The 24,123-nt window shown below is 72.3% G+C and carries 22 protein-coding genes and 1 tRNA gene; 13 read left to right on the top strand and 10 right to left on the bottom strand.

Annotated elements, in window-relative coordinates:
- Positions 1 to 20 precede the first annotated feature (20 nt).
- Complete coding sequence (locus ACH01S_RS31085) at positions 21 to 1,034, top strand: Lrp/AsnC family transcriptional regulator (RefSeq protein ID WP_083981341.1); 1,014 nt, start codon at positions 21 to 23, stop codon at positions 1,032 to 1,034.
- On the opposite strand, the gene ACH01S_RS31090 is transcribed toward ACH01S_RS31085, so the two are convergent.
- Positions 1,025 to 1,645, bottom strand: a complete 621-nt coding sequence (locus ACH01S_RS31090; protein ID WP_067899784.1) for a TetR/AcrR family transcriptional regulator — start codon at positions 1,643 to 1,645, stop codon at positions 1,025 to 1,027. The genes ACH01S_RS31085 and ACH01S_RS31090 overlap by 10 nt on opposite strands.
- Before the next feature lie 94 nt (positions 1,646 to 1,739).
- Here ACH01S_RS31090 and ACH01S_RS31095 point away from each other — a divergent pair, with 94 nt between their 5' ends.
- The 5 genes from ACH01S_RS31095 to ACH01S_RS31115 are packed head-to-tail and all read left to right on the top strand — an operon-like array spanning position 1,740 to position 6,093.
- Positions 1,740 to 2,594, top strand: a complete 855-nt coding sequence (locus ACH01S_RS31095) for an enoyl-CoA hydratase/isomerase family protein (protein WP_067899787.1) — start codon at positions 1,740 to 1,742, stop codon at positions 2,592 to 2,594.
- A 14-nt stretch (positions 2,595 to 2,608) separates the two neighbouring features.
- A complete protein-coding gene (locus tag ACH01S_RS31100) occupies positions 2,609 to 3,586 on the top strand; it encodes a threonine ammonia-lyase (protein WP_067899790.1) in 978 nt (325 codons plus the stop codon).
- Between the two features lie 16 nt (positions 3,587 to 3,602).
- On the top strand, positions 3,603 to 4,136 hold the full coding sequence (locus ACH01S_RS31105; RefSeq protein WP_067899792.1) for a thiamine pyrophosphate-binding protein: 534 nt from the start codon (positions 3,603 to 3,605) through the stop codon (positions 4,134 to 4,136).
- The gene (locus ACH01S_RS31110; protein ID WP_067899795.1) at positions 4,136 to 4,726 is read left to right on the top strand and encodes a thiamine pyrophosphate-dependent enzyme; all 591 of its coding nucleotides are present in this window, start codon (positions 4,136 to 4,138) and stop codon (positions 4,724 to 4,726) included. The genes ACH01S_RS31105 and ACH01S_RS31110 overlap by 1 nt, the downstream gene beginning before the upstream one ends.
- Entirely contained in the window at positions 4,723 to 6,093 is a 1,371-nt protein-coding gene (locus ACH01S_RS31115; RefSeq protein WP_218010459.1) for an aldehyde dehydrogenase family protein, read from the top strand. Before ACH01S_RS31110 ends, ACH01S_RS31115 begins: the two co-directional genes overlap by 4 nt.
- Before the next feature lie 152 nt (positions 6,094 to 6,245).
- On the opposite strand, the gene ACH01S_RS31120 is transcribed toward ACH01S_RS31115, so the two are convergent.
- Positions 6,246 to 6,321 (bottom strand) — tRNA-Glu (locus tag ACH01S_RS31120).
- A 73-nt stretch (positions 6,322 to 6,394) separates the two neighbouring features.
- Positions 6,395 to 8,080 carry a metallophosphoesterase family protein gene (locus tag ACH01S_RS31125; RefSeq protein ID WP_246236849.1) on the bottom strand — a complete coding sequence of 562 codons (1,686 nt, stop codon included), beginning with the start codon at positions 8,078 to 8,080 and terminating at the stop codon, positions 6,395 to 6,397.
- A gap of 32 nt (positions 8,081 to 8,112) precedes the next feature.
- On the opposite strand from ACH01S_RS31125, the gene ACH01S_RS31130 reads away from it, so the two are divergent.
- A complete protein-coding gene (locus tag ACH01S_RS31130) occupies positions 8,113 to 8,454 on the top strand; it encodes a metallopeptidase family protein (protein WP_067899798.1) in 342 nt (113 codons plus the stop codon).
- Positions 8,455 to 8,600: 146 nt separating this feature from the next.
- A complete protein-coding gene (locus tag ACH01S_RS31135) occupies positions 8,601 to 9,950 on the top strand; it encodes an MFS transporter (RefSeq protein ID WP_067899800.1) in 1,350 nt (449 codons plus the stop codon).
- 12 nt (positions 9,951 to 9,962) lie between these two features.
- Here the strand turns inward: ACH01S_RS31135 and ACH01S_RS31140 are convergent, their stop codons facing one another.
- The gene (locus ACH01S_RS31140) at positions 9,963 to 10,283 is read right to left on the bottom strand and encodes a PspC domain-containing protein (protein WP_067899803.1); all 321 of its coding nucleotides are present in this window, start codon (positions 10,281 to 10,283) and stop codon (positions 9,963 to 9,965) included.
- Between the two features lie 132 nt (positions 10,284 to 10,415).
- Between ACH01S_RS31140 and ACH01S_RS31145 the strand changes: the two genes are divergently transcribed.
- Together ACH01S_RS31145 and ACH01S_RS31150 are read left to right on the top strand one after the other, a co-directional pair.
- On the top strand, positions 10,416 to 11,567 hold the full coding sequence (locus tag ACH01S_RS31145) for an acyl-CoA dehydrogenase family protein (RefSeq protein ID WP_067899806.1): 1,152 nt from the start codon (positions 10,416 to 10,418) through the stop codon (positions 11,565 to 11,567).
- Between the two features lie 113 nt (positions 11,568 to 11,680).
- The gene (locus tag ACH01S_RS31150) at positions 11,681 to 12,700 is read left to right on the top strand and encodes an aspartate-semialdehyde dehydrogenase (protein ID WP_067899809.1); all 1,020 of its coding nucleotides are present in this window, start codon (positions 11,681 to 11,683) and stop codon (positions 12,698 to 12,700) included.
- A gap of 10 nt (positions 12,701 to 12,710) precedes the next feature.
- On the opposite strand, the gene ACH01S_RS31155 is transcribed toward ACH01S_RS31150, so the two are convergent.
- The 4 genes from ACH01S_RS31155 to ACH01S_RS31170 all read right to left on the bottom strand — a co-directional run bounded on the left by ACH01S_RS31155 (position 12,711) and on the right by ACH01S_RS31170 (position 18,454).
- Entirely contained in the window at positions 12,711 to 12,932 is a 222-nt protein-coding gene (locus ACH01S_RS31155; RefSeq protein ID WP_067899812.1) for a DUF2277 domain-containing protein, read from the bottom strand.
- Positions 12,933 to 13,309: 377 nt separating this feature from the next.
- A complete protein-coding gene (locus tag ACH01S_RS31160) occupies positions 13,310 to 14,845 on the bottom strand; it encodes a M28 family peptidase (protein ID WP_067899815.1) in 1,536 nt (511 codons plus the stop codon).
- Positions 14,846 to 14,916: 71 nt separating this feature from the next.
- The gene (locus ACH01S_RS31165; protein WP_067899817.1) at positions 14,917 to 17,070 is read right to left on the bottom strand and encodes a M4 family metallopeptidase; all 2,154 of its coding nucleotides are present in this window, start codon (positions 17,068 to 17,070) and stop codon (positions 14,917 to 14,919) included.
- A 355-nt stretch (positions 17,071 to 17,425) separates the two neighbouring features.
- The gene (locus ACH01S_RS31170; RefSeq protein ID WP_067899821.1) at positions 17,426 to 18,454 is read right to left on the bottom strand and encodes an alpha/beta hydrolase; all 1,029 of its coding nucleotides are present in this window, start codon (positions 18,452 to 18,454) and stop codon (positions 17,426 to 17,428) included.
- A gap of 126 nt (positions 18,455 to 18,580) precedes the next feature.
- Between ACH01S_RS31170 and ACH01S_RS31175 the strand changes: the two genes are divergently transcribed.
- Positions 18,581 to 19,315 (top strand): isocitrate lyase/PEP mutase family protein, encoded by a 735-nt coding sequence (locus ACH01S_RS31175; protein ID WP_067899824.1) that lies wholly within the window; start codon positions 18,581 to 18,583, stop codon positions 19,313 to 19,315.
- A gap of 5 nt (positions 19,316 to 19,320) precedes the next feature.
- On the opposite strand, the gene ACH01S_RS31180 is transcribed toward ACH01S_RS31175, so the two are convergent.
- Complete coding sequence (locus tag ACH01S_RS31180; protein ID WP_246236847.1) at positions 19,321 to 20,562, bottom strand: cytochrome P450; 1,242 nt, start codon at positions 20,560 to 20,562, stop codon at positions 19,321 to 19,323.
- A 139-nt stretch (positions 20,563 to 20,701) separates the two neighbouring features.
- Here ACH01S_RS31180 and ACH01S_RS31185 point away from each other — a divergent pair, with 139 nt between their 5' ends.
- Positions 20,702 to 21,508, top strand: a complete 807-nt coding sequence (locus ACH01S_RS31185; protein ID WP_067899831.1) for an SAM-dependent methyltransferase — start codon at positions 20,702 to 20,704, stop codon at positions 21,506 to 21,508.
- A gap of 14 nt (positions 21,509 to 21,522) precedes the next feature.
- Here the strand turns inward: ACH01S_RS31185 and ACH01S_RS31190 are convergent, their stop codons facing one another.
- A complete protein-coding gene (locus ACH01S_RS31190; protein WP_067899833.1) occupies positions 21,523 to 22,947 on the bottom strand; it encodes a pyridoxal phosphate-dependent decarboxylase family protein in 1,425 nt (474 codons plus the stop codon).
- A gap of 71 nt (positions 22,948 to 23,018) precedes the next feature.
- Between ACH01S_RS31190 and ACH01S_RS31195 the strand changes: the two genes are divergently transcribed.
- Complete coding sequence (locus ACH01S_RS31195) at positions 23,019 to 23,972, top strand: GlxA family transcriptional regulator (protein WP_067899835.1); 954 nt, start codon at positions 23,019 to 23,021, stop codon at positions 23,970 to 23,972.
- Positions 23,973 to 24,123: the final 151 nt, after the last annotated feature.

Consider the following 24,123-nt stretch of genomic DNA (forward strand, 5'->3'; position numbering starts at 1 on the left):
CATGCAGGAAAGGGATCCTCGTGGCCGTCACCGATTTCGACGAGCTCGACCTGGCGATCGTCGACGCGGTGCGCACCGCACCCCGCGCCAGCTGGCGCGATCTGGGGTCGGCGCTCGGTGTCAATCCCTCGACCGTGAGCCGGCGGTGGTCGCGCATGGAGTCGTCGGGCACCGCCTGGGTCACGGCACATCCGTCCGGCGGCGCCATGCCCGTGTGCGCCCTCGTCGAGATCGATTGTGAGCCCGGCCGGTCGATGGACGTGGCGCGTGATCTCGCCATGGACCGGGAGGCGGCGTCGATCAAGGTGATGAGCGGCCCCCGCGACCTGGTGGTGCTCGCCCAGGCGGTGAGCCTCCAGGCACTGTCGGGCTACCTGCTCGGCCTGGTGCCCCGCATCGCGGGCATCGCCCGCGTCCGCAGCCACATCCTCACGCGATCGACGCTCGAGGTGAGCAGCTGGCGGGACGGCTCCCTCAACCCCGAGCAGCAGCGTCGGCTGGGGTCGCCGCCGGCGGCCGGCGCCGCGAAGGCCGACGCGCTGGACGCTACCGACCGCCTGATCCTCGCCGCGCTGCACGCGAACGGGCGGATGTCGCTGGAGGGGATCGCGGGGTTCGCCGGTGTCGGCGCGCTCGCCGTGCGGCGCCGGCTCACGCGCATGCGCAACGGCGGGCTGGTGACCCTGCGCTGCGACGTGTCGCGCGAGCTGTCCGGCCGGTCGGTATGGGCCACGTACTTCGGATCCCTCGACGTCCAGGACCTGCGATCGGCCGAGCAGCGCATCCGTGTCCTCCCGGGCGTGCGGGCGGCGAGCTTCACGGCGGGTCCGTTCAACCTCGTGGTCGACGCGTGGCTGCACTCCACCGCCGAGGTGCACGATCTCGAATGGCGCATGGGTCGGGAACTGCCGGAACTGCGGGTCCTGGACCGCTCGGTCGTCCTGCGGGTCACGAAGCTGCTCGGGCGCGTGCTCGACGCCGATGGCCGGGCGGTCGGGGTCGTGCCGCTGCTGCCGGACGATCCTCAGGCGTAGGCGCGGAGGAACACGTCGACCCCGCGGTCCACGAGGCGGAGGACCTCGGTCTCGTCGGCGTCGGCGTCGAGCGCGTGCAGGGCGAGTTCGACCGTGAGGGCGGTGAAGTGCCGCGCGGCGAGCTCCGGCTCGTCGGCATGGAGCCCTCCGGCGGCGGCGAGCTCGGCGAACCGGGCGGCGAGCATCCGCTCGGGGCGGTCGCTCGTGGAGAGCGCGAGTCGCGGAGCGGCGCGCTCCGACGCGAGCCGGCGGAACGTCACGTAGTCCGATGAGGGGAAGGTGCCCGTGACGACGCGCCGCGCGAAGGCCGAGAGCGCCTCCCGCAGGTCGCGGCCGGGCTGCAGTTCCTCCTCGAGCGCGGTGCCTACGGTGCGGACCAGGGACGCGTGGACGCGCTCGACCACGCGGAGGTAGACGGCGCTCTTCTCCCCGAAGTGGTCGTACACGGTGCGCTTCGAGACCCCGGCGCGGGCCGCGATCACGTCCATGCTCGCCCGCTCGTAGCCGTCCGCCAGGAAGCGCTCCTCGGCCGCGTCGAGGATGGCGGCGCGCTTCGCCTCGGACCGCCGGCGCCGGCCCGGCGTCTGGACCTCGGCGATGGCTCTGGGCATGCCGGTAGCGTAGCGACCCAGAAAGCACACTGGCCAGTGTGCTTTACTGGCCGTCGGGACGTGCGTTCCCGGCTGATCACGACAGGGAGGCCCGATGGCGATCGATCTCCGCGAGCACTGGGAGGGGTACCTCGCCCCGTCCGCGTTCGAGGACTACTCAAGGAGGTACGCCGACTTCTTCAGGATGCGGCGCGAGGACGGCGTCATCGAGGTCCGCCTGCACACGGACGACGGGCCGTACGTGCACACGCACGCCGCGCACAACGTCTGGCCGCGCGTCTGGCAGGAGATCGGCAACGACCAGGAGAACCAGGTCCTGATCATCACGGGCACGGGCGACAGGTGGATGACCGGCGACCCCAAGGGCCACAACCCCAGGCCGGCCTCCGACCTGGACCCGGACCTCGTCTATCAGCGCCTGTACGACGGCTGGAAGGTCGTCGAGAGCTTCGTCGGCAACATCGACATCCCGACGATCGCCGCCGTCAACGGTCCCGGCGTGCACACCGAGTTCGCGATCCTCTCCGACATCACGCTCGCCGCGCCCGACGCCGATTTCATGGACCCGCACTTCTGGCTCGGCACCGCACCCGGCGACGGCCAGGCGCTGGCGCTCCAGGCGCTCATGGGGCCGAAGCGGGCCGCCTACCACATCTACGGAGCCAAGCCGATCCCCGCGGACAAGGCGCTCGAATGGGGCGTCGTGAGCGACGTCCTCCCGCGCGAGCGGTTGCTCGACCGTGCCTGGGAGATCGCGCGATTCATCATGCGGCGTCCGCGCTTCGCGCGCTGGGCCGCGCACAACATCCTCTCCCGGCCGCTGAAGAAGGCCGTGGCCGAGGACTTCGGCTTCCATATGCCGCACCAGATGCTGGCCACCGTGGCGAGCAAGACGGTGGTTCCCAACCCGGACTTGTTCAACGACTCCGAAGCCCGCAAGATCTTCTGACCGGAGCCGGCGAATTGAACACCACGCCATCCTCGCGAGCGTCCGCGACGGTCACGGCCCGCGACATCGTCCAAGCGCGAGCCCGGATCGCCGACGGTGCCGTCCGCACACCGCTGCTCGCGGCGCCGTGGGCTCCGGGGGAGCTTCACCTGAAGGCCGAGAGCCTCCAGCCGATGGGCGCCTTCAAGATCCGCGGCGCGCTCAACGCGGTCCGCCGGCTCCGCCCGGAGGCGCGGGCGCGAGGGGTGATCACTCATTCGAGCGGCAATCACGGCCAAGCCGTCGCGTGGGCCGCGCGGGCGGCCGGAGTCGAGGCGGTCGTCGTCATGCCGGATGCCGCGGCAGAGGTCAAGGCGAACGCGACCAGGGAGCTCGGCGCCGACGTGATCTTCGTCCCCGGAGCCCGCCGCGAGGCGGTCGCCGAGACGGTGCGGGCCGAACGCGGGATGGTCCTGATCCCGCCCTACGACCATCCCGACGTGATCGCCGGACAGGGGACGGTCGCCCTGGAGATCCTCGACGAGCTCGACTCCGTCGACACGGTGCTGGTGCCGATCGGCGGGGGCGGGCTGATCTCGGGGATCGGGGTGGCGGTCAAGTGGGCGTCGCCCGGCACGCGTGTGATCGGCGTGGAGCCGGAGTCGGCCGCCGACGCACGCGACTCCCTCGCGGCCGGGCACCGGATCGAGTGGAAGACGGAGGACACCTGCCGCACCATCGCCGATGGGACGCGGACACCGGTCGTCGGGGAGGTCACGTTTCCGCTCATCCAGGCGACGGTCGACGAGATCGTCACGGTGAGCGAGGACGAGATCCTCGCCGCGGTCGCGGTGCTCGCCCGCCGCTCCCGTCTCGTCACCGAGCCGAGCGGCGCCCTCAGCGTCGCCGCCCACCTCGCGGAGCCCGGCAGATTCGGACGGACCGTCGCGATCCTGTCCGGCGGCAACATCGACCCCGCTCTCCTCGCCCGCGCCCTCGCCCTTCCCTCCTGAAAGGAGTCGCACGCAGATGACCTACGCAGAGGCCGTCGCCGACGGCATCTGGGCGGCAGGAGCCGTACGGGTCGGGTACATCCCCTCCGTGACGGTGGCGCCCATCATCACGGCGCTGGTCGCCCACGACGGCGGCGCGGACGGGGTCTCACCGCGAGTCACCCCGCTCTCCCGTGAGGAGGAGGCCGTGGGCGTGATGGGAGCGGTCGCCTTCACCGGCGGTCTCGGCGCCGTGGTGATGCAGGACAACGGCTTCGGCAACGCCCTCACGGCCCTGACCACGTTCGCGCTCTCGTACCACCTCCCGCTCCTGGTCTTCGCGAACACGCGCGGGGGCCTCGGCGAGTACAACTCGATGATCCACTCCATCAGCCGGCCCATGCCCGCGGTCCTGCGGGCCGTCGGGCTGCCCGTCATCGAGCTCGACCGGCGGAGCGGTGCGGACGACTGGCGCGACACCGTCCAGGAGGCCGGTGTCCACGCCGTCATGACCTATCAGCCCGTCGTCGTCCTGGGTTCTTTCTGGAACACCGATGGAAAGGTCGCGTGATGAAGCGGATCGAAGCGCTCGGCGCCCTCGCGGACCTGACGGACCGGCATCCCGTCGTCGTCACCTGCGCGGCGACGAGCCGCGAGCTCGCGTCGGTCAAGGACGGCGACAACCACCTCTACCTGCTCGACTCCATGGGCCTCGTCGGCTCCGTGGCCACGGGCCTCGCGCTGAGCCTCGACCCCGCCCTGCCCAAGGTCGTCGGCGTCGAGGGCGACGGCTCGCTGCTCATGAACCCGAACGTCCTCCCCACGGGCGGATACCTCGCCCCGGACAACCTCCTGCTCGTACTGCTCGACAACGGCGTGTACGGCTCGACCGGCGCCCTGCCGACCTACTCGTCGAAGATCGACCTCGTCCGGCTGGCCGGCGCCTCCGGGTGGACGACCCGAACGGCGGACACGGTCGGCGGGCTCAGGGACGCGTTCGCGGAACTGCTCACGGTGAAGGGGCCGGCGTTCCTGTACGGCCGCATCGAGAAAGGCAACGCGCAGGGCGTCGCCAAGCTCCTCGTCGACCCCGTCTCGATCACGGGCCGGTTCTCCCGCTGGCTGCGGGAGCAGCATGCCGCTGGGGAGGCGGCAAGGTGATCCGGGAGGGAATCGCCACCGTCGACCCGTCGACCGGTGCGGAACTGGACTTCTACCCGTACATGACGTCCAAGGACGTCGACCGGATCATCGGCGCCGCCTTCGCCTCACGCTGGGGCCGGTCGAGCGTCGAGGACCGGATCGCCGCCATCCGCCGTCTCGGCGACATCCTGGCGGCACGACGCGACGCGCTGGCCACCCTCATCACGCTTGAGATGGGCAAGCCCGTCCGGCAGGCGCGGGCCGAGATCGACAAGTGCGTCCTGGCCTGCCGCTACTACGCCGCGGAACTGCGGGAGATCCTCGAGCCGGAGACCTTCGACGTCGACGGTGACACCGCCATCGTGCGCGTCGTGCCGCTCGGGGTCGTGTTCGCCATCCTGCCGTGGAACTACCCGTGGTGGCAGGTGATACGGGCGATGCTCCCCGCGATCGCGGCGGGCGACACCGTGGTCCTCAAACACGCGGAGTCGGTCACGGGGAACGCGCTGGCCGTCCAAGAGGTCTTCCAGACCGCGTTCGGCGCCGACGTGCTGCAGACGGTCGTCGTCGACGGCGCCACGGCGTCGGACATCATCGACGATCCCCGCATCGCCGCGGTCACCTTCACCGGCAGCGACCGGGTCGGCTCGATCGTCGGCGCCCGTGCGGGCGCCGCGCTCAAGAAGTGCGTGCTCGAACTCGGCGGCTCCGATCCGTTCATCGTGCTCGCCGACGCCGACGTCCCCGCCGCGGCGGCCGCTGCCGTGCGGTCGCGCTTCCTCAACAACGGGCAGAGCTGCATCGCCGCCAAACGGATCCTGGTCCACCGCGACGTGCGCGACGCCTTCGTGGACGCGCTCGTGCCCCATGTCCACGAGCTGAGAGTCGGCGACCCGGCGGAGGACACGACCGACATCGGACCGCTCGCCCGGCGGGACCTGCGCGACTCGCTACGCCGACAGCGCGACCGAGCGCTGGCGGCCGGCGGCCGCGTGCTCGCCGAGACGGACGCGCCCGAGCCCGGTCCGGGCGCGTGGTTCTCGCCCTCGATCATCGAAGTGGACGAACGCGACTCGATCCTGCTCACCGATGAGACGTTCGGCCCGCTGGGCGCCCTCACGACCGGTGCCGACGACGACGAACTCCTCGCCATCGCGAACTCCTCGCGCTATGGCCTGAGCAGCAGCCTGTGGAGCACCGACGATGCTCACGCCGCCGCCGTGAGCGCCGGAATCCACGCGGGAGCCGTCTTCGTCAACACGATCTCCGCGACCGACCCGCGCCTCCCGACGGGAGGCGTCAAGGCCAGCGGGTACGGACGCGAACTCGGCAGATGGGGCGTCCACGAACTGGCGAACCTCCAAGCCCTGCGCGTGCACGCCTGAAACCGAACCGTCCGCCACCGCGGTCGAGCAAGATCTGATACTCGGTGCCGGAGACGCCGAGGTGACGATCGCCGACCCGCCCCTGCTCGTCGTAGTGAGGCGGCGTCCGGCGCGGTCTGCGGTGGCGAAACAGAGCCGCGTGGCGGTTGTGGTGGTACCCCCTACCGGATTCGAACCGGCGCTACCGCCTTGAAAGGGCGGCGTCCTAGGCCGCTAGACGAAGGGGGCCCGGTGGTGGCGGGGACGGCCGCCACTCGACCTGGCCAAGTGTAGAGGACGGGGCGGGGCGGCGCGCAAACGGTTACCTGGGTTGGGTGGTGCGGGGGGACGGCGGGGGTGACGAGGGGGTCCGGGACGGCCAGTCGGACGGGAACTGCGACGGGAACGGCGAGGTCGGCGACGCGGGCGGGGACGGGGCGGGCGGGGACGGCTTGATGGCGCGGTCCGGCTTCGGTTCGAGGTGGCGTTCGATCTGGGCGGAGGTGAGGCCGAGGCCGCCGAGGCGGAGGTCGTCCCAGCCCTGGAGGCGGTGGGTGGCGCGGCTGAAGTAGAGGACGGAGAGCTCGATGGGGGTGGGTTCCTCGTGTTCGAGGCCGCGGAGGCCGGCGCCGCCGGTGGAGCCCTGGACGAAGAGCCGCGTGCCGGTGGGGAGCAGCTTGGTGGAGCGGGCGTGGGCGTGGCCGGAGAGGATGAGGGGCGTCATGCCGGAGAAGGACTCGCCCTCGGACGGGTCGTGGACGACGACCAGGTCCGGGGTGGTGCCGGAGGCGCGGAGGCGGTCGGCGACGACGAGGCCCTGGGCGCGCATCTGGTCGGCGCCGACGAAGTCGTCGCGGGTGCTCTTGTCGGGGGTGAAGCGGGGGTCGCCGATGCCGAAGATGCGCAGGCCCTTGACGTCGCGGGTGGCGTCGTCCAGGACGACGGCGTTCTTGTTCTTGGCGACGGCCCGCTGGGAGGACTTGGAGTCGTGGTTCCCGCGGACGTAGACGTAGGGGACCTTCAGGCTGGAGATCTCGCCGGCGAAGCGGTCCTCGGCCTTGCTGCCGTGGTCCATGAGGTCGCCGCTGTCGACGATGAGGTCGATCTTGAACTGGGTGGTGACCGACTTCATGACGTTCCAGGCGGCCGGGTTGAGGTGGATGTCGGAGACGGACAGCACGCGGATGGTGGACGGGTCCGGCTCGTAGGTCGGGAGGGTGGACGCGGCCGCGTAGAGCTGGGAGACGTTCCCGACGAGGTGGGCGAGCTGCGCGCGGTAGGCGGAGAACCGCTCGTAGACGTTGCGGGTGTCGCCGAAGATCTGCGGGGCGTTGCCGAGCAGGCCGGTGTAGCGGGGCTCGGCGACGGACTGCGGGTTGAAGGTCGTCCAGGTCAGGAGGGTGACGGCGACGAGCCCGAGGGCGGCGGAGCCGAGGCCGACCAGGGCGCGCCGCCAGGAGCGGAAGAGGAGGAGGGCGGCGACGAACCCGGCGAGCAGCGCGAACAGGACGGCGCGGATGAGCAGGTCGGTCAGGCCCTCCCGGAGCTGGACGGCGATCTGGTCGGTGAGCCGGTCCACCTCGGAGCCGTTCTCGATCAGCTTCTGCGCCTGCTCGGGACGGACGTCGGTCAGGCTCGCCTCCAGCGACACCGGGCCCCAGTGGGTGTCGAGGCGGAGGGAGCCGAGCGGCGGCAGTTCGAGGGTCGTCCCGCCGTGCAGGGACGGGTGGAGGCTGAGCTGGACGTCGGTGGGCCCGACCGGGGTGACGGCGCGCCCGCCGAGCAGGAGGCCGACGTAGCCGCCCGCGAGGCCGACGGCGACGACGAGGAGGAGCCGCGCCCAGCGGCCCGTGACGACGGGCCGGACGCGCCGCGCCGCCGGGGCGCCGACGGCGCGGACGCGGGCCGTGCCGGGGGCGGCGAGCCCGCGCAGGCGGCGCCAGGCTCGGACGGCGCCGCGACGGGGGGTCGCGAGGGCGGTGGTCAGCGCGGCGGGGGCCTTCGGCACGTCTGTCCCTTCTGTCGAGCAGAATCGTCGGTGTGATGGAGTTGTCGCGCGATGAGTTCGAGGACCTGGTCTCCGAGGCCCTCGACACCATCCCGTCCGAGCTGACCGCGCACATGCGCAACGTCGTCATCGTCGTCGAGGACGACGCCCCTGAGCGCGGGCTGCTCGGGCTGTACCAAGGGGTACCCCTTACCGAACGCGGAGACTGGTACGGCGGCGTCCTGCCCGATCACATTTCCATCTACCGCAATGAGATTCTCCGAATTTGCGACACCCCGGACGACGTGGTGGAAGAGGTTCGCATCACGGTCGTCCATGAGATCGCCCATCATTTCGGCATCGATGATCGGCGGCTCCATGACCTCGGATATTGATCCCTTTCGTCCGGCCTGAGCGGGCCCGTTGGATGGAAACGGGTCATGCCGGGCCATGATTTGCGCACTGTAGGTCACATAACTGCCACGCAGCGTGAGTTAATAGGGACGTCGCCCGAAGGCGGGGCGGCGGAACTGGAGCATGCGTGGCGGAAAGGCAGACCGGTCGGCATCGTCGTCCGCCGGAGGAGCAGGCGACCTACCGCGAGGTCTTCGCGGTGGGCGAGTTCCGTGCTCTCTGGCTGGCGCAGGCGCTGTCGTTCGTCGGCGACCAGCTCGCGCAGGTCGCGCTGGCCGTCCTGGTGTACGACCACACGAAGTCCGCGCTGCTCACGGCCGTAGTGTACGCGCTGACGTACCTGCCCCCGATCGTCGGCGGACCGGTGCTGTCCGGGCTCGCCGACCTGTTCCCGCGGCGCACCGTGATGATCGTGTGCGACGTGCTGCGGGCCGGGCTGGTCGGGTTCATGGCGCTCGTGGCGATGCCGGTGGGCGTGCTGTCCGCCCTGGTGTTCGTGACGGTCCTGCTGGGCACGCCGTTCACCGCCGCCCGCGCGGCCGTCCTGCCGGACGTCCTGGAGGGCGACCGCTACGTCGCGGGCACGGCGATCAACAACATCACCCACCAGGGCACGCAGATGCTCGGCTTCCTCGCGGGCGGCGCGGTCGTCGCCGCCGTCGGCACCCACGGGGCGCTCGGCCTGGACGCGGTGACCTTCGGGGCGTCCGCGCTCATCCTGGTCGGCGGGCTGCGCCGGCGGTCGCCGTCGGTCCGGCGGGAGCGGGAGGCGCTGCGGCTGTGGCGCGGGACGCGCGACGGCGTCCGCCTGGTCTTCGGCGACCCGGTGCTGCGGTCGCTGGTGCTGTTCGCGTGGCTGTGCGCGTTCTACGTCGTCCCCGAGGGCCTCGCGGCGCCGTACGCGGCGACGTTCGAGGACAGCGACGAGCGCGCGGTCACGGTGGGCCTGCTGCTGTCGGCGATGCCGACGGGGATGGTCGTCGGGGCGTTCCTGTTCAGCCGGTTCGTCCGTCCGGCGAACCGGCTGCACGCGATGGGCTGGATGTCGATGCTCGCCTGCCTGCCGCTGGTCGGCGCGGGCGCGCACCCGCCGCTGTGGGGCGTGGTGGTGCTGTGGGCGCTGTCCGGCGTCGGCAGCGCCTACCAGCTCGCGGCGAACGCCGCGTTCGTGGCCGCGGTCCCGGCGTCCGGACGGGGCCGCGCGTTCGGCCTCGCCCAGTCTGGCATCCTCGCCGGCCAGGGCCTCGGCATCCTCGTCGGCGGCGCCGCGGCCCAACTCCTCGGCCCGGAGACGGTGGTGGCGCTCGCGGGAGCCCTCGGCCTCTCGGCCGCCGCGATGCTCACCCTGATCTGGAACCAACTCCGCGGCGCCGTCATCACCGCCCCCCGAGACCGCACCGACCCCCTCGTCGTCGCCGCGCCCCCATCAGGCGGCGACGAGCTGTCGGGCGTCAGCGGGTCGGCGCCGGCTCCCTGAGCCATCCTCCGGTCAGGCGTGGGTGCGGTTTTTGTTTACGGCGTCTTTGGTCTTCTGCATGGCGTCCTGGACCTTCGGGGAGTCGCTCGCCTTCTGGACGAGGTCCTCGGCGATCGACTTCTGGGCGCCCTCCTCGGGGATCAGGATCCAGGCGATCGCGTAGAGGGCGACGCCGGCGCCGCCGAACAGGGTGAAGACGCCGAGGCCGAGCCGGACGAGGTTGGCGTCCACGCCGAGGAACTCGGCGGCGCCGGAGCAGACGCCCGCGATCATGCGGCCTTCGCGGGTGCGGCGGAGCTTCCTGTCGGTGGTGGTGTCCTTGTTCATGTCCATGCCTCGATGATGCCCAGCCTCGGAGGTGTGTGACATCCGGATTCGCCCTGATTCGTCCCTGAGTGGGTCTCTGGAGGGTCAGGGGCGGGCCCCGTCGTAGGCTCGGGGGAGCCGACAGGAGGAGGCCCCGCCATGGACGTGCTGCGCGTCGACGACCGGCTCACGGACGAGGAGCGGCTCGTCCGCGACACGGTCCGGGCGTTCGCGGCGGAGGCGGTCGCGCCGCGGGTGGCGGAGTGGTTCGAGCAGGGGACGTTCCCCGTCCGGGAATTGGCCCCCGAGCTGGGCAAACTCGGGCTGCTCGGGATGCACCTGACGGGCTACGGCTGCGCCGGGACGGGGGCCGTGGCGTACGGGGTCGCGTGCCGGGAGCTGGAGGCGGCGGATTCCGGGCTGCGCAGCTTCGTGTCCGTGCAGGGGTCGCTGGCGATGACGGCCATCCACAGGTACGGGTCCGAGGAGCAGAAGGGCGAGTGGCTGCCGAGGATGGCGGCGGGGGAGGCGCTCGGCTGCTTCGGGCTGACCGAGCCCGACCGCGGCTCCGACCCGGCCGACATGCGCACGCGGGCGCGCCGGGACGGCTCCGACTGGGTCCTGGACGGCGCCAAGATGTGGATCACGAACGGGTCGGTCGCGGACGTCGCGGTCGTGTGGGCGCGGACCGACGACGGGATCCGCGGGTTCCTCGTCCCGAAGGGGACGCCCGGGTTCACCGCCGGGGACGTCCACCGGAAGATGTCGCTGCGGGCGTCGATCACGTCGGAGCTCGTCCTGGACGGCGTGCGCGTTCCGGGTGATGCGGTGCTGCCCGGCGTGAAGGGGCTGAAAGGGCCGCTGGGGTGCCTTACGGAGGCGCGGTACGGGATCGTCTGGGGCGCCGTCGGGGCGGGGCGCGCCTGCTATGAGGCGGCCGTCGACTACGCCAGGACGCGCGAGCAGTTCGGGAGGCCCATCGGCGCGTTCCAGCTCACCCAGGAGAAGCTCGCGTGGATGGAGGTGGCCCTGGGGCAGGCCGGGCTCGTCGCGCTCCACATCGGGCGGCTCAAGGAGGAGGGCGGCGCCACCCCGCAGCAGGTGTCGTTCGGCAAGCTCGCGAACGTCCGCGCGGCGCTGGACGTCGCGCGCGAGGCCCGCACCGTCCTCGGCGCCAACGGGATCACGCTCGAATACCCGGTGATCAGGCACATGAACAACCTGGAGAGCGTCCTCACCTACGAGGGCACGCAGGAGATCCACCTGCTCACCCTGGGCAAGGCCGTGACCGGGCTGGACGCGTTCCGTTAAGCGAAGCTTGAACCCGCTGCGTAGGGTTATTGACTGGACGACCCTTCCGGCCTGGGCAACACTCCAGGTCACACCACCAGTCCAGGTCAAGCGATCTAACCAGAGGGAGCGGCATGAGAATCGGGATCGTCGGCGCCACCGGCCAGGTAGGGGCCAAGATGATCGAGATCCTGGCCGAACGCGGATTCCCGGTCGACGAGCTGCGGCTGTTCGCCTCCGCCCGGTCGGCGGGGCGCAGGCTGCCCTGGGACGGCGCGGAGGTCACCGTGGAGGACGCGGCGACCGCCGACTACTCCGGGCTCGACATCGTGCTGTTCTCGGCGGGCAAGACGACGTCCAGGGAGCTGGCGCCGAAGGTCGCCGCCGCGGGCGCGGTCGTGATCGACAACTCCTCCGGCTGGCGGATGGACCCGGACGTCCCGCTCGTCGTCGCCGAGGTCAACCCGCACGCCGCCGCGGACCGCCCGAAGGGGATCATCGCGAACCCGAACTGCACGACGATGGCCGCGATGCCCGTGCTGCGCCCGCTGCACGCCGAGGCCGGGCTGACCGCGCTCGTCGTGTCGACCTACCAGGCGGTGTCGGGCAGCGGCCTCGCCGGGGTCGCCGAGCTGCACGACCAGGCGGCGAAGACCGTCCAGGGCGCCGACCGGCTCACCCACTCCGGGACGGCCGTCGAGTTCCCCGAGCCGTCGGTCTACGTGCGGCCGATCGCGTTCAACGTCCTGCCGATGGCCGGGTCGATCGTGGACGACGGCCGCGCCGAGACCGACGAGGAGCAGAAGCTCCGCAACGAGAGCCGCAAGATCCTCGGCATCCCGGACCTGAAGGTGTCCGGGACGTGCGTGCGCGTCCCGGTGTTCACCGGGCACTCGCTGCAGGTGAACGCGCGGTTCGAGCGCCCGATCGGGCCGGAGCGGGCGAGCGAGCTGCTCGCCGGGGCGCCGGGGGTCGTGCTCTCCGACGTCCCGACGCCGCTCCAGGCCGCCGGGCAGGACCCGACGTACGTGGGCCGCATCCGCCGCGACGAGACCGTGGAGAACGGGCTCGCCCTGTTCTGCGCGGGCGACAACCTGCGCAAGGGGGCGGCGCTCAACACCGTCCAGATCGCCGAGCTGGTCGCCGCCGAGTAGGCGGAGGCCCTCAGGCGGAGCGGCGGGCGCCGCGGACCTCAAGGCTGTCGAGGAGGGCGGCGGTGCTGCGCGCGACCTCCTCGACCGCCCGGTCGAACGCCTCGGCGTTGTGGGCGGCGGGCGCGCGGAACCCGGAGATCTTGCGGACGTACTGGAGCGCGGCGGCCCGGACGTCCTCGTCGGTCACGTCCTCGCTGAAGGGCGGGCGGAGCGTCTTGATACTTCGGCACATGCTCCCATTGTGACTCCCGCCTCGGACGTTTCACGCCGGTCCGGTTCGCGCCCCGGCCGGTTCACGCCGGGCGCCGGACCGGGCGCCCGGCGTGGTTACCGGAAAGTCAGGGCCACGGCGCCGGCGGAGCGGCCGGCGCCGTGGCCCGGCGGGGGGCGGGGCCCCGATGGGGCGGCGGGGGGCACGGGCCGGGCCGAGATTCGTCCCGTGCGGCCGCCGGTTGTCAGCCCGGGGGATGGGGGGATGGGCTGTCCCAAAAAGAACACCGTGGCGGCCGGTACCCTGTCAACGAATCCATTCGCCACTGTATTTTCAAGGTTGTGAACGGAGCCTGTTGAAACTCTGAAAAAGGCTCCTGAGCTGCGCCGTCTCCGGCCCTACTTGGTGATCTTGAAGTTGTCCAGTCCGGCCTCGACGAGGCTCGCGGCGCCCGCGTCGGCGGCCTCGGCGACGATTCGGACGCTCTGTCCGGCGTAACCGGAGACATCCGCCGTCTGGGTCTGCCAGGCCCCCGCGCGGTTGGCCGCCGCGCCGGACTGGTCGAGCACGGTCGTGGACCCGTTCGGCCCCACGATCCGCACGCGGAGGTGGTCGTCCGCCCCGCTGTTGTTCAGGTGGGCGAAGAGCCAGGAGAACGAGAGCGTCCTCGCCTCGGCGGGCAGCGCGAGCGCCGACGACTGGACGGTGGTGACGCCGCCGTCGAGGTCGTTCGCCCCGGCGTCGGCCCCGGCGGCCGCGCCGGTCACGAGCGCGCCGCTGCCGCCCGCGGCGGCAAGTTGCAGGCCGGTGCCCGAGTAGGACGTCGGCTGCGGCGTGCCGCGCTCCCAGGCGCCCGCCGTGGCGGTGTCGGTGCCGGACGGGTTGACCGTCCAGCCGGTCGGGGCCTCAAGGTCGTCGGAGTACACGACCTCGCCGGGCGGCTCCTGCGTGCCGCCCGCGCCCGCGAGCGTCCAGACGGCGTAGGCGATGGCGTCGGAGTTGCGGTCCAGCGCGGTGTCGTTGATGTTGGACGTCGTGTCGCACGACGAGTGGTAGCAGCGGTCGAACGGCGTGTTGGCCTGGCCGCCCCACTTCTGCGCCTCGGCGGCCGTCTTGTAGTCCTCGGCGCCGGTGAACAGGCCGCCCGCCGCGATGCCGACGTCGATGAACGGGCCGTAGTCGGAGCGCCCGTCGAACGCCGTGTCCTCGACCGGCACGTTGATCTTGGCGAAGTAGTCGCGCAGCACCTTCTCGATCTCGGCGGACCCGGCCGGGCCGCCGCCGCCGCTCGTCCCGTCGCCGTCGTAGGCGAAGTAGCCGGGGTTCGGGGAGCCGACCATGTCGAAGTTCAGGTAGCCCTTGATCTTCGACCGCTCGGCGGCGGGCAGGCTGCTGACGTAGCGGCTCGACCCGATCAGGCCGAGCTCCTCGGCGCCCCACCAGCCGAACCGGAGGTGCTTCCGCGGCTGGAGCTTCTCCCGCGCGACGGCGAGCGCGACCTCAAGGTTCGCGGCCGAGCCGGACCCGTTGTCGTTGATGCCGGGCCCCGCGTTGACGCTGTCGAGGTGCGCGCCGGTCATCAGGACGTTGCTCGCGTCCCCGCCCGGCCAGTCGGCGATCAGGTTGTAGCCGGTGGCCCCGTTGTAGCTGAACGACTGGACGGACGTCTGGTAGCCGGCGGCGTCCAGCTTGCCCTTCACGTAGTCGATCGACGCCTTGAAGCCCGCGCGCCCGTGGGCGCGGTTGCCGCCGTTGGCGCTCGCGATGCTCTGCAGTTGCGACAGGTGCGCCTTGACGTTCGCGAGCGGGATGTCCGGCGCGGCGGCCGTCGCGGTGGAAGGGGCGGGCGGGGACGCCGCGGCGGCGGCGCCGGACAGCAGGGCGGTCGCCGCCAGGGCGGTTGCCCCGACGATCGCCGTCATGCGCGTTCTCATGTGTTCTCCTGGGAGGGATGCGGCCCGCGACGGGGGAGCGGGCCCCGTCGCGGGCCGCGGGCAGGGGGCGGTCAGGAACTGGTGACGGTGATGTCGTCGAGCCCGGCCTCGACGAGGCTCGCGGCGCCCGCGTCGGCGGCCTCCACGAGGATGCGGACGGACTGCCCGGCGTAGGGCGACAGGCGGTCGGCCGCGCCGCCCGCCGGGGCGAGCTGGAGGGTGGTGCCCGAGTAGCTCGTCGGCTCGGGGGCGCCGCGCTCCCGCGCGCCCGCCGTGGCGGTGTCGGTCCCGTTCGGGTGGACCGTCCAGCCCTGGCCGGACTCGGAGTCGTCCGAGTAGACCGGGCTGGGGGTCCCGGAGCCGACCGTCAGGGTGTAGGTGGCCGTCCGGTCGACGGACGCGCCGTCCGCGAGGACGGTCAGCTTGTAGGTGCCGTTAGCGGTTCCGGCCGGGACGGTCACGGTCATCGTGGCCGACTGCCCCGCCGTGACGGTGCTCGGCGTGAACGTGGCCGTCGGGCCCGCCGGGCTGCTCGTCGCCGACAGCGCGACCTGCTGCGCGCCGCCGCCGGTGACCTGCGTGGTGACGGTGGCGGTCGCCGTCCCGCCCGCGGTGGCGCGGCCGGACCCGGCGCTCAGCGCGAGGGAGAAGTCGTTCTGCTGGGTTCCGCACGACGCCTCGCCGCTCTGCGCCGGGACGTTCACCGCGTCCCACGCGGCCTTGACGGCGTTGCACTCGGTCGCGGAGCCGGGGAACGCCTGCAGCGCGGCGTTGATCGTCTGGACGCGCGCCGTGGCGTGGCTCCAGTTCGTCACCTTCCGGTTCAGGCCGCCCATGAAGACCTGCCCGGCCTTCTGGATGCCGATGCCGGTGACGGTCTTGCCGTTGCAGGTCGGGCTCCTCGGGTTCCCGTTGGTCGGGTTCGAGCCCTCGGCCAGCAGGTAGAACCAGTGGTTCTGCGGACCGGCCGCCGAGTGCACCTCGGTGCGCGGGATCTGCGATGAGTAGCAGTTCGGGTCGTTCAGCGCGCCCGGGTCGTACATGTTGCGGATCGGGCCCTGGCCGACGAGGTCGACCTCCTCGCCCACCAGGTAGTCCGGCGGGTCGAGGTTCGCGGGCTCGTTCAAGAAGTGCTCGGTCAGCGCGCCGAAGATGTCGCCCGCCGACTCGTTCAGCCCGCCCTTCTCGTTGCCGTTCCCGCCGCTGTCGCCGCCGGGCGTCGTGGTGAAGACGGCGTGGCCGTTCTCGTGGCCGACGATGTCCGTGGACGTCGCCTGCCTGTTGCCGGCCGAGTTGTGGCCGAAGCTCGTGTAGCTGCCGTTCCAGAACGCGTTGGCGTCGTTCAGGCCGACGCGGAGCGGGAACCCCCGGCCACCGCCGTCGATGCCCTTGCGGCCGAGCCACTGGCCCAGCATGTCCCATTCGTTCTGGACGGCGTACATGGCGTCGACGCAGGCGGTCTCCAGGTCGGTGCCGCTGCCGTTGCCCCAGGCGCTGTCGGGGCCCGTGAAGGGGGCGCCGTTCTGGCCGCCGCACTGGACGCCGGGCCGCTTCGGGTCCGTCATCGTCGTCGGGGCGGTGCTGAGGTCGACGGTGGCGTGGTAGAAGCTGCGGTCGTCGGCGACGTCCCTGACCTCGTCCCACGTCCGGACGACCTTGCCGCTCTTCGCGTCGACGAGGACGTGGAGCTTCGTCGGCGCGTTGTTCTTCCTCGCTCCGGTGACGACGGTCTCGTAGACGAGGCGTCCGGCCCCGTCGGCGAGGACGCTCAGCCGCGGCGCGCCGGTGCTCTCGACCTTGGCGACCTCGGCCCTGGACGTCTTCGCCGCCGCGGCGGCGGAGACCGCGGCCCTGGTCCCGAGGCTCAGCTTCGCGGACTGGCCGACCGACGTGCTCAGCACGCCGCCGCTCGCGTTGGTGGTGACGACGAAGTCGCCGCCGATGACGGGCAGGCCGCGGTAGGTCCGGGTGTAGGCGACGTGCTGGAGGCCCTGCCGCTCGGACGTGACGCCCAGCCGGACGACCCGCTCCTCGGCCGTCTTTTTGAACGCCGCCGGCTTCGCCGCTACCAGCCGGTCGGCGGACGCGGCGGCGACGGCGCGGGGGTCGGGCTTGGCGGGGGACGCCGGAGCGGTGCGGGGCGGGGCGCCGGCGGCGGGTGCGGACATCGCCACGGCGAGGCCGGCGGACAACGCCGCCGCCCCGATCGCGGTCTGGTGTCTCACGGGGGTGCTCCTTTACCAGGTGCCGGGCATGGCGCGGCGCCCGGAGGTCCGCGTGGGAACGCTCCGCGTGGGGGCCGCCGCCCGTCCGGCGGGGGGATGGGGGTACTCATCCGGATGAGCTGACCCGAAGTGCACCTCTAATTGTTAAAAGTGTCAATGAATCCATTTGGTGCTGGATTTTCAATTCCGCCGGAACTGTCAAATGGAATCTCGGAAAGAGGGGCGCTGAGCAGCGCGGACGGGCCGGGCCGATCGTGGATCGGCCCGGCCCGTCCGGTGCCCGCCGGATCGGCGCCGCCGCCCGGGAACCATCGCGGGGCGGCGCGCGTTGGGTTGCCCTCCCCGGGGTGGGGCGTCAGGGGGCGATGGCGCGGCAGAGCCAGGCGAGGGCGAGGGGGTAGCGGTAGTCGATGCCGCCGTGGCCCGCGTCGAACAGCTCGAAGCGGATCACGTCGTCCTTGACGCCCGCGTCCAGCAGTGCCTGGCGGAACGCCTCCGCGCCGACGTCGAGGAACCACTCGTCGCGGGTGCCGCCGTCGATCCAGATCGCGCGCTGCCCGCGCATCGCGTCGGCGTGGGCGGGCACCATGCGGACCGGGTCCCAGGCGAGCCAGCGCTCCCAGACGTCCTGCCGCAGGACGCCGGTGACGGGGTCGAACGGCAGCTCCGGCGTGCCGTCCTCGCGCGCGGAGTAGCAGACGGCCATGCCGAGGACGTTGAGCAGCTCCATGTCCTCGGGCTTCGTGAACGAGGTGCGGGAATTGAAGTCGGCCCACCAGCGCCAGATGTCGCCGTCGTACTTGCGCAGGTGCCGGACGCATTTCGGGAACTCGGGCAGGTAGCAGTACTCGAACAGCGCGTCGCCCGCGTGCGTCGCGAGCGCGCCGAACAGGTCGGGCCGCAGCATCGGGGTGATCATCGCGCCGTAGCCGCCGCTGGACTTGCCGCTGATCGCGCGGTGCTCGGGGGCGTCGAGGGTGCGGTAGCGGGCGTCCACCCAGGGGACGACCTCGTCGCAGATGTAGGAGTGGTAGCGGCCGGTGCCCGGCGAGTCGACGAACTGGCTGCCGCCGTGCGCCGTCCAGGCGTCGACGAACACGACGACCGCGGGCGGGGCCTCGCCGGAGGCGAACACCGCGTCCGCCGTCTCCGGGAACGGCTGCCGGTACGGCATCCGGTTGCGCCAGATGCCGACGTGCCCGGTGAACCCGGTGATCACGTACACGGTGGGGTAGCGGCGGTCCGGCTCGTCGTCGTAGCCCGGCGGGACGTACACGAGCACGGGCCGCTCGTGCGGGTCGTTCAGCGGGTTGCCGCGCAGCAGCTCGCTGCTGACGACGTGCTCCTCCAGGCGTCCGGCGAACTCGATCGACCACGGCAGCATCGGGGTACCCCCTCGTCGGTGATGATCACTTCGACGGTACCCCGAGATGGACCGCGCCACTGTCGGACGCGGATGTCACAATCGGGCGGTCGAGCCGGTCCCCTGGGGGAGGGAAAGGAACCAACCATGACCGATGACGCCGCCGCCGTCCTGCGCGCCCTGCACGTGCCCGGCGACCCGCTGCTGCTGCCGAACGTCTGGGACGCGGCGAGCGCCGCCGCCGTCCAGGAACTCGGGTTCCCCGCGCTCGCCACGGCGAGCGCGGCGGTCTCCGCGATGCTCGGCTACCCCGACCAGGAGGGCGCGCCCGCCGAGGAGATGTTCGCCGCCGCCGGTCGCGTCATCCGCGCCGCGTCCGTGCCCGTGACGGTGGACGCCGAGGCCGGGTACGGCCTGCCGCCCGCCGAACTGGTCGAGCGCCTGCTCGCCATCGGCGCCGCGGGCTGCAACCTGGAGGACTCCCGCGCCGGTGCGCTGGTCGAGCCGGAGGCGCAGGCCGAGTACCTCGCCGCCGTCCGCGCCGCCGCCGGGGACGCCCTGGTGATCAACGCCCGGATCGACACGTTCGTCACCCGGGCGCCGGACGCGCTGGACGCCGCGATCGCGCGCGGACGGCTGTACGCCGAGGCCGGGGCCGACTGCCTGTACCCGATCACCGCGCCGTTCGAGGTCCTCCCGGACCTGGTCAAGGGCCTGCCGGGGCCGGTCAACGCGAACAACCGGCCGGGCGTGACACCGTCCGACCTGGCCGCCGCGGGCGCCGCCCGGATCTCCTACGGCCCGCTCCCGTACCGCCGCGCCCTGGACGCCCTGAAGGAGTTCGCGACCCGCGTCAAGTCAGGCGAGGACCCGCACGCCTGACCCGGTCAGCGGCGCGCGGTGATGCGGGTGGGCAGCGCGGCGAAGCCGCGGTCGTTGGACGAGCGGACCCGCACCGCCGCGGCGGCGTCGATCTCGTAGTCCGCGACGACGCTCGTGATCTCGTCCAGCGCGATCCGCGCCTCCAGCCGTCCGAGGTTCGCGCCGAGGCAGTGGTGGCGGCCGTTGCCGAACGCGAGCGACGCGCCGGTGTCGCGGTCGAGGTCGAAGCCCTCCGGGTCGGGGAAGACCTCCGGGTCGCGGTTGGCGGCGCCGACGAGCAGGAGGACGCGCGAGTCCGCCGGGATCGTCGTGCCGTGCAGCTCGACGTCCTCGGTGGTGGTGCGGGCGAGCGCCTGGGACGGCGGGTCCCAGCGCAGGGTCTCCTCGATCCAGTCGGCGGTCCGCCCGCCGAGCGCCTCCTCGCGCTGCTCGGGGTGCAGCCAGGCGGCGTGCCAGGCGTTGCCGAGCGTCAGCATCGTCGTCTCGATCCCGGCGCCGACCAGCAGGATCAGGACGCCGACGATCTCCTCGGGGGTGAGCCGGTCGTTGCCCTCGGCGGCGTCGAGCAGGCCGGACAGCAGGTCGTCCGCGCGGCGCCTGGACCGCTCGATCGTCAGCTCGGTGTAGTAGCCGACGAGCGCGCCGATCGCCTGCAGCGCCTCCGGCGGCAGGTCGCCGCCCGCGTCGTCCTCGGCCCGGTACATGATCGCCATGCCCAGCTCGCGGACCTTGTCGCGGTCGGACTCGGGCACACCGACCAGCTCGGATATCACGTCCGTGGGGAAGCGCCCGGCGACGTCCCTCATCAGGTCGAACGTGCCGCCCTCCAGGTGCGGCCGGACGCACTCGCGGGCGATCTCCCGGATCCGCGGCTCCAGCTCCCGGACGCGCTTCTGCGTGAACGCCCGGGACACGAGCCCGCGCATCCGGGTGTGCTTCGGCGGGTCCATCGCGACGAACGAGAAGAACCGCTCCGCGTCGGGCCCCCAGAACGCCGGTTCGATCCGCAGGCCGTTCCGGCTGGAGAAACGCGCCGAGTCCTTCAGCGCGGCGACCACGTCCGCGTGCCGCGACAACGCCCAGAAGTCGTCCTCGTCGTTGCGGTACACCGGTGACTTCTCGCGCAGCCGCGAATACACCGGGTAAGGGTCGTCCTGAATCGCGAAGTCGAACGGACTGTAGAAGAGGTCCACTGCTGCCTTCCGGGTCGTCGCCGCCTTGTGGAACGATCCTTTACCGTCGCGCAACGGTTCGCCCACCATTTCACAGCACCCGCACCGGTGGCCCACCCCGGACGTGCGGAACGGCCGTCCGCCCTGCACAATGGGCTGTTGTGATCTCCATTTCCGGCGCGGGGGCGCGGCGGACGACGAATCGAGGTGGGGTGTGGAGGTTCCGCCGGGGATAGACCCGACGAAGGCGCATCCGTCCCGCCGGTACAACTACTGGCTCGGCGGCAAGGACAATTTCGCCGTCGACCGCGAGTCCGCGGAGACCGTCGCCTCGGCCTTCCCGACCGTCCGGCTCTCGGCCCGCGAGAACCGCGCGTTCCTGAAGCGGGTCGTTACCTTTCTGGCCGGTGAAGCGGGCGTTCACCAGTTCCTCGACATCGGCACCGGGCTGCCGTCGGCCGGGAATGTGCACGAGGTCGCGCAGGCCATCGAGCCGACGTCGCGCATCGTCTACGTCGACAACGACCCGGTGGTGCTCGTTCACGCCCGCGCGCTGCTGACCAGCGATCCAGCCGGGCGGACCGCCTATATCGAGGCCGACCTCCGCGACCCGGAGAAGATCCTCGCCGACACCGACCTCGCGAGCACCCTGGACCTGTCGCGGCCGGTCGCGCTGATGCTGGTCGCGACCATGCACTTCGTCACCGACGAGCACGACCCGTACGGGATCGTCCGGCGGCTGCTGTCGGCGCTGCCGTCCGGCAGTCACCTGGTCATGACGCACGCGACGAACGACCATCTGACGCCCGAGCAGTACGCGGAGAACGTGGAGGCGAACGAGCGCAGCGGCGTCCCGTTCCGGCTGCGCAGCACGGAGGAGTTCACCCGGTTCTTCGACGGGCTCGACCTGCTGCCGCCCGGGATCACGTCGGTGGTCGACTGGCGCCCGGAGATCCCGGCGGAGGAGCGGCCGTCCGTCGAGGACGTGTCCATGCTCTGCGCGGTCGCCCGCGTCCCCTGACCCGGTCTCCCGGCTCATCCGCGCGCGTCGTTCACCGCCCGGACGAGTTCCTCCACGTCGGCGGACGTGGTGCGGTGGCTGATGACGCAGGCGCGGAGCGCGGGACGTCCGGCCAGCTCGACCGGGCTGATCCAGGCCCGCCCTCCCTCGACGACCGTCCGCGCGAGCGCGTCGTGGCGCGCCCGCGTGCCGTCGCCGGGGTCGGCGAAGCAGACGACCGGGAACGGGCTGTCGTTGACGATCTCCCACCCCGTTTCGGCGAGCCGCGCGCGGAGGAGATCGGCCAGCTCGGCGTCGCGGTCGAGCTGCTCGGCGTATCCGGCGCGGCCCGCGACGGCCAGGCCGAGGAACAGCTTCAGCCCGATGAACCGCCGCGACCACTGCATGCCGGACGTGTACGGGTCGACGGTGTCGGGGACGTCCGCGGGCATGTAGGACGTCGTCACCCGGAACGTCTCAGCGAGGCCCGCCGCGTCCGTGCAGAGGAACGCGCCCGCGCCCATCGGGACGCTCAGCCACTTGTGCGCGTCCACCGTGATCGAGTCGGCGCGCTCGATCCCGGCGAGGGCTGGCCGCAGCCGGTCCGACAGGGCGGCCGCGCCGCCGTACGCGGCGTCCACGTGCAGCCGCAGGCCCTGGTCGCGGCACAGGTCGGCGAGGTCGGGCAGCGGGTCGACGGCTCCGGCGGCGGTCGTCCCGGCGGTCGCGACGACGAGGAACGGCAGGTCGCCGCCCGCCCGGTCGGCGGCCACCATCCCGGCGAGCCGGGCAACGTCGAGCCGCAGGCCGGGCCCGGTCGGGACGAGCCGCACGGCGTCCCGCCCGAGCCCGGTCGCGTGCGCGATCTTCAACCAGGCGAGGTGGCTCTCCGCCGACGCGTACATGACCGGACGTCCGGGCAGGGCGCGCAGGCCGTCCGTCCCGTAGCGGGGCCAGGTCCGGGTCAGCGCGAGCAGCACGGCGGTGTGGTTCGCCTCCGCGCCGCCGCTGGTGAACGACCCGGCGACCGCCTCCGCCGGATAGCCGAGCCGCCCGCCGAGGAAGCGCAGCAGGTGCGCCTCGATCTCGGCGGCGGCGGGCGCGTGCGACCACGCGGCGAGCTGCGGGTTGAACGCCGCCGCGAGCGTCTCGCCGACGACGCCGAGCGGCGTCGGCGCCGGGTTGAACAGGCCGAAGTAGCGCGGGTGCGCGGTGTGGACGGTCGCCGTCCGCAGCAGCTCCGCGACCGCGTCGAGCACCTCCTCGGCGGGCGCCGGGCGAGCGAAGTCGTAACCGCCGATCACGGTTCGCAGGTGTGCGAGGTCGACCGGCGGGCTCACCGCGCGCCCGGCGACGCCCGCGCGCTCGTCCTCGATCAGCGCGACGGCGCGCCGCCACAGCTCGTCCGCCGCGGGGCGGGACGGGCCGAACGACGCCCGTCCGACGGGAAAGGGCTCCATGGTCCGACTCTCGCGTGCGCGCATGGCCGTCCCCAAGTGGCAGGAGCGACCATCAGCGCTAAATTAGTGACATGCCGCACCGCCTGGCCGTCGCCGTCACCGACGGGGTGCCCATCTTCGAGCTGGCCATCCCGTGCGAGGTGTTCGGCTACGCGCGGCCGGGGCTCGCGGCCTCCTGGTACGACTTCCAGCTCTGCGCCCCTGCCGGGACGCGCACCGCCGCCGGGTTCGCCCCGGACGCCGCCGCCGGGCTCGACGCGCTGGCCGAGGCCGACACCGTCGTGATCCCCGCGTGCGCCAACCTGCTCGACGACCCGCCGCCCGACCTGGTCGAGGCCGTCCGCGAGGCGCACCGCGACGGCGCCCGGATGGTGTCGCTGTGCACGGGCGCGTTCGTCCTCGCCGCCGCCGGGATCCTGGACGGGCGCCCCGCCACCACCCACTGGATGCACGCCGGGCAGCTCGCCGCGCGCTACCCGAAGGTCCAGGTCGACCCGAGCGTGCTCTACATCGACGACGGCGACGTCCTGACCAGCGCGGGCACGGCGGCCGGGCTCGACCTGTGTCTGCACATCGTCCGCGCCGACCACGGCGCGGCGGTCGCGAGCGCGCTGGCCAAGCGGCTCGTCATGCCCGCGCACCGGCCGGGCGGGCAGGCGCAGTACATCGAGGCGGCGACCGCCGTCCGGGACGCCGACGACCTCGGCCCGCTCCTCGACTGGGCGCGCGAGCGCCTGCACGAGCCGCTCACCATCGCCGCCCTCGCGCGCCATGCCGGGCTGACGCCCCGCACGCTGATCCGCCGCTTCCACGCCGCGACCGGCACGACCCCGATGGCCTGGCTGCGCGGCATCCGCGTCGACTACGCACGGGAGTTGCTGGAGACGACGTCGCTGCCCGTCGACCGGATCGCCGAGCGCTCGGGCCTCGGCAGCCCCGCGAACCTCCGCCATCACTTCACGCGCGCCGTCGGCGTCCCTCCGACGGCCTACCGGCGGGCGTTCGCGGCCGACGCGGACCGCTGATTTTCACTGGTCCAGTCGCCATGCTGGACCGGTTCAGACTGTATGACACCGTTGAAATTCAACTCTTGCACACCGCCTGAGGTGCGGTTATTGTCACGACAATTTGTATAGTTTCCTAACTATTTGAAGGGACAGGATTGCCGTGGCCGCA

This window comes from Actinomadura chibensis NBRC 106107 (assembly GCF_001552135.1).
Lineage (GTDB): Bacteria > Actinomycetota > Actinomycetes > Streptosporangiales > Streptosporangiaceae > Spirillospora > Spirillospora chibensis.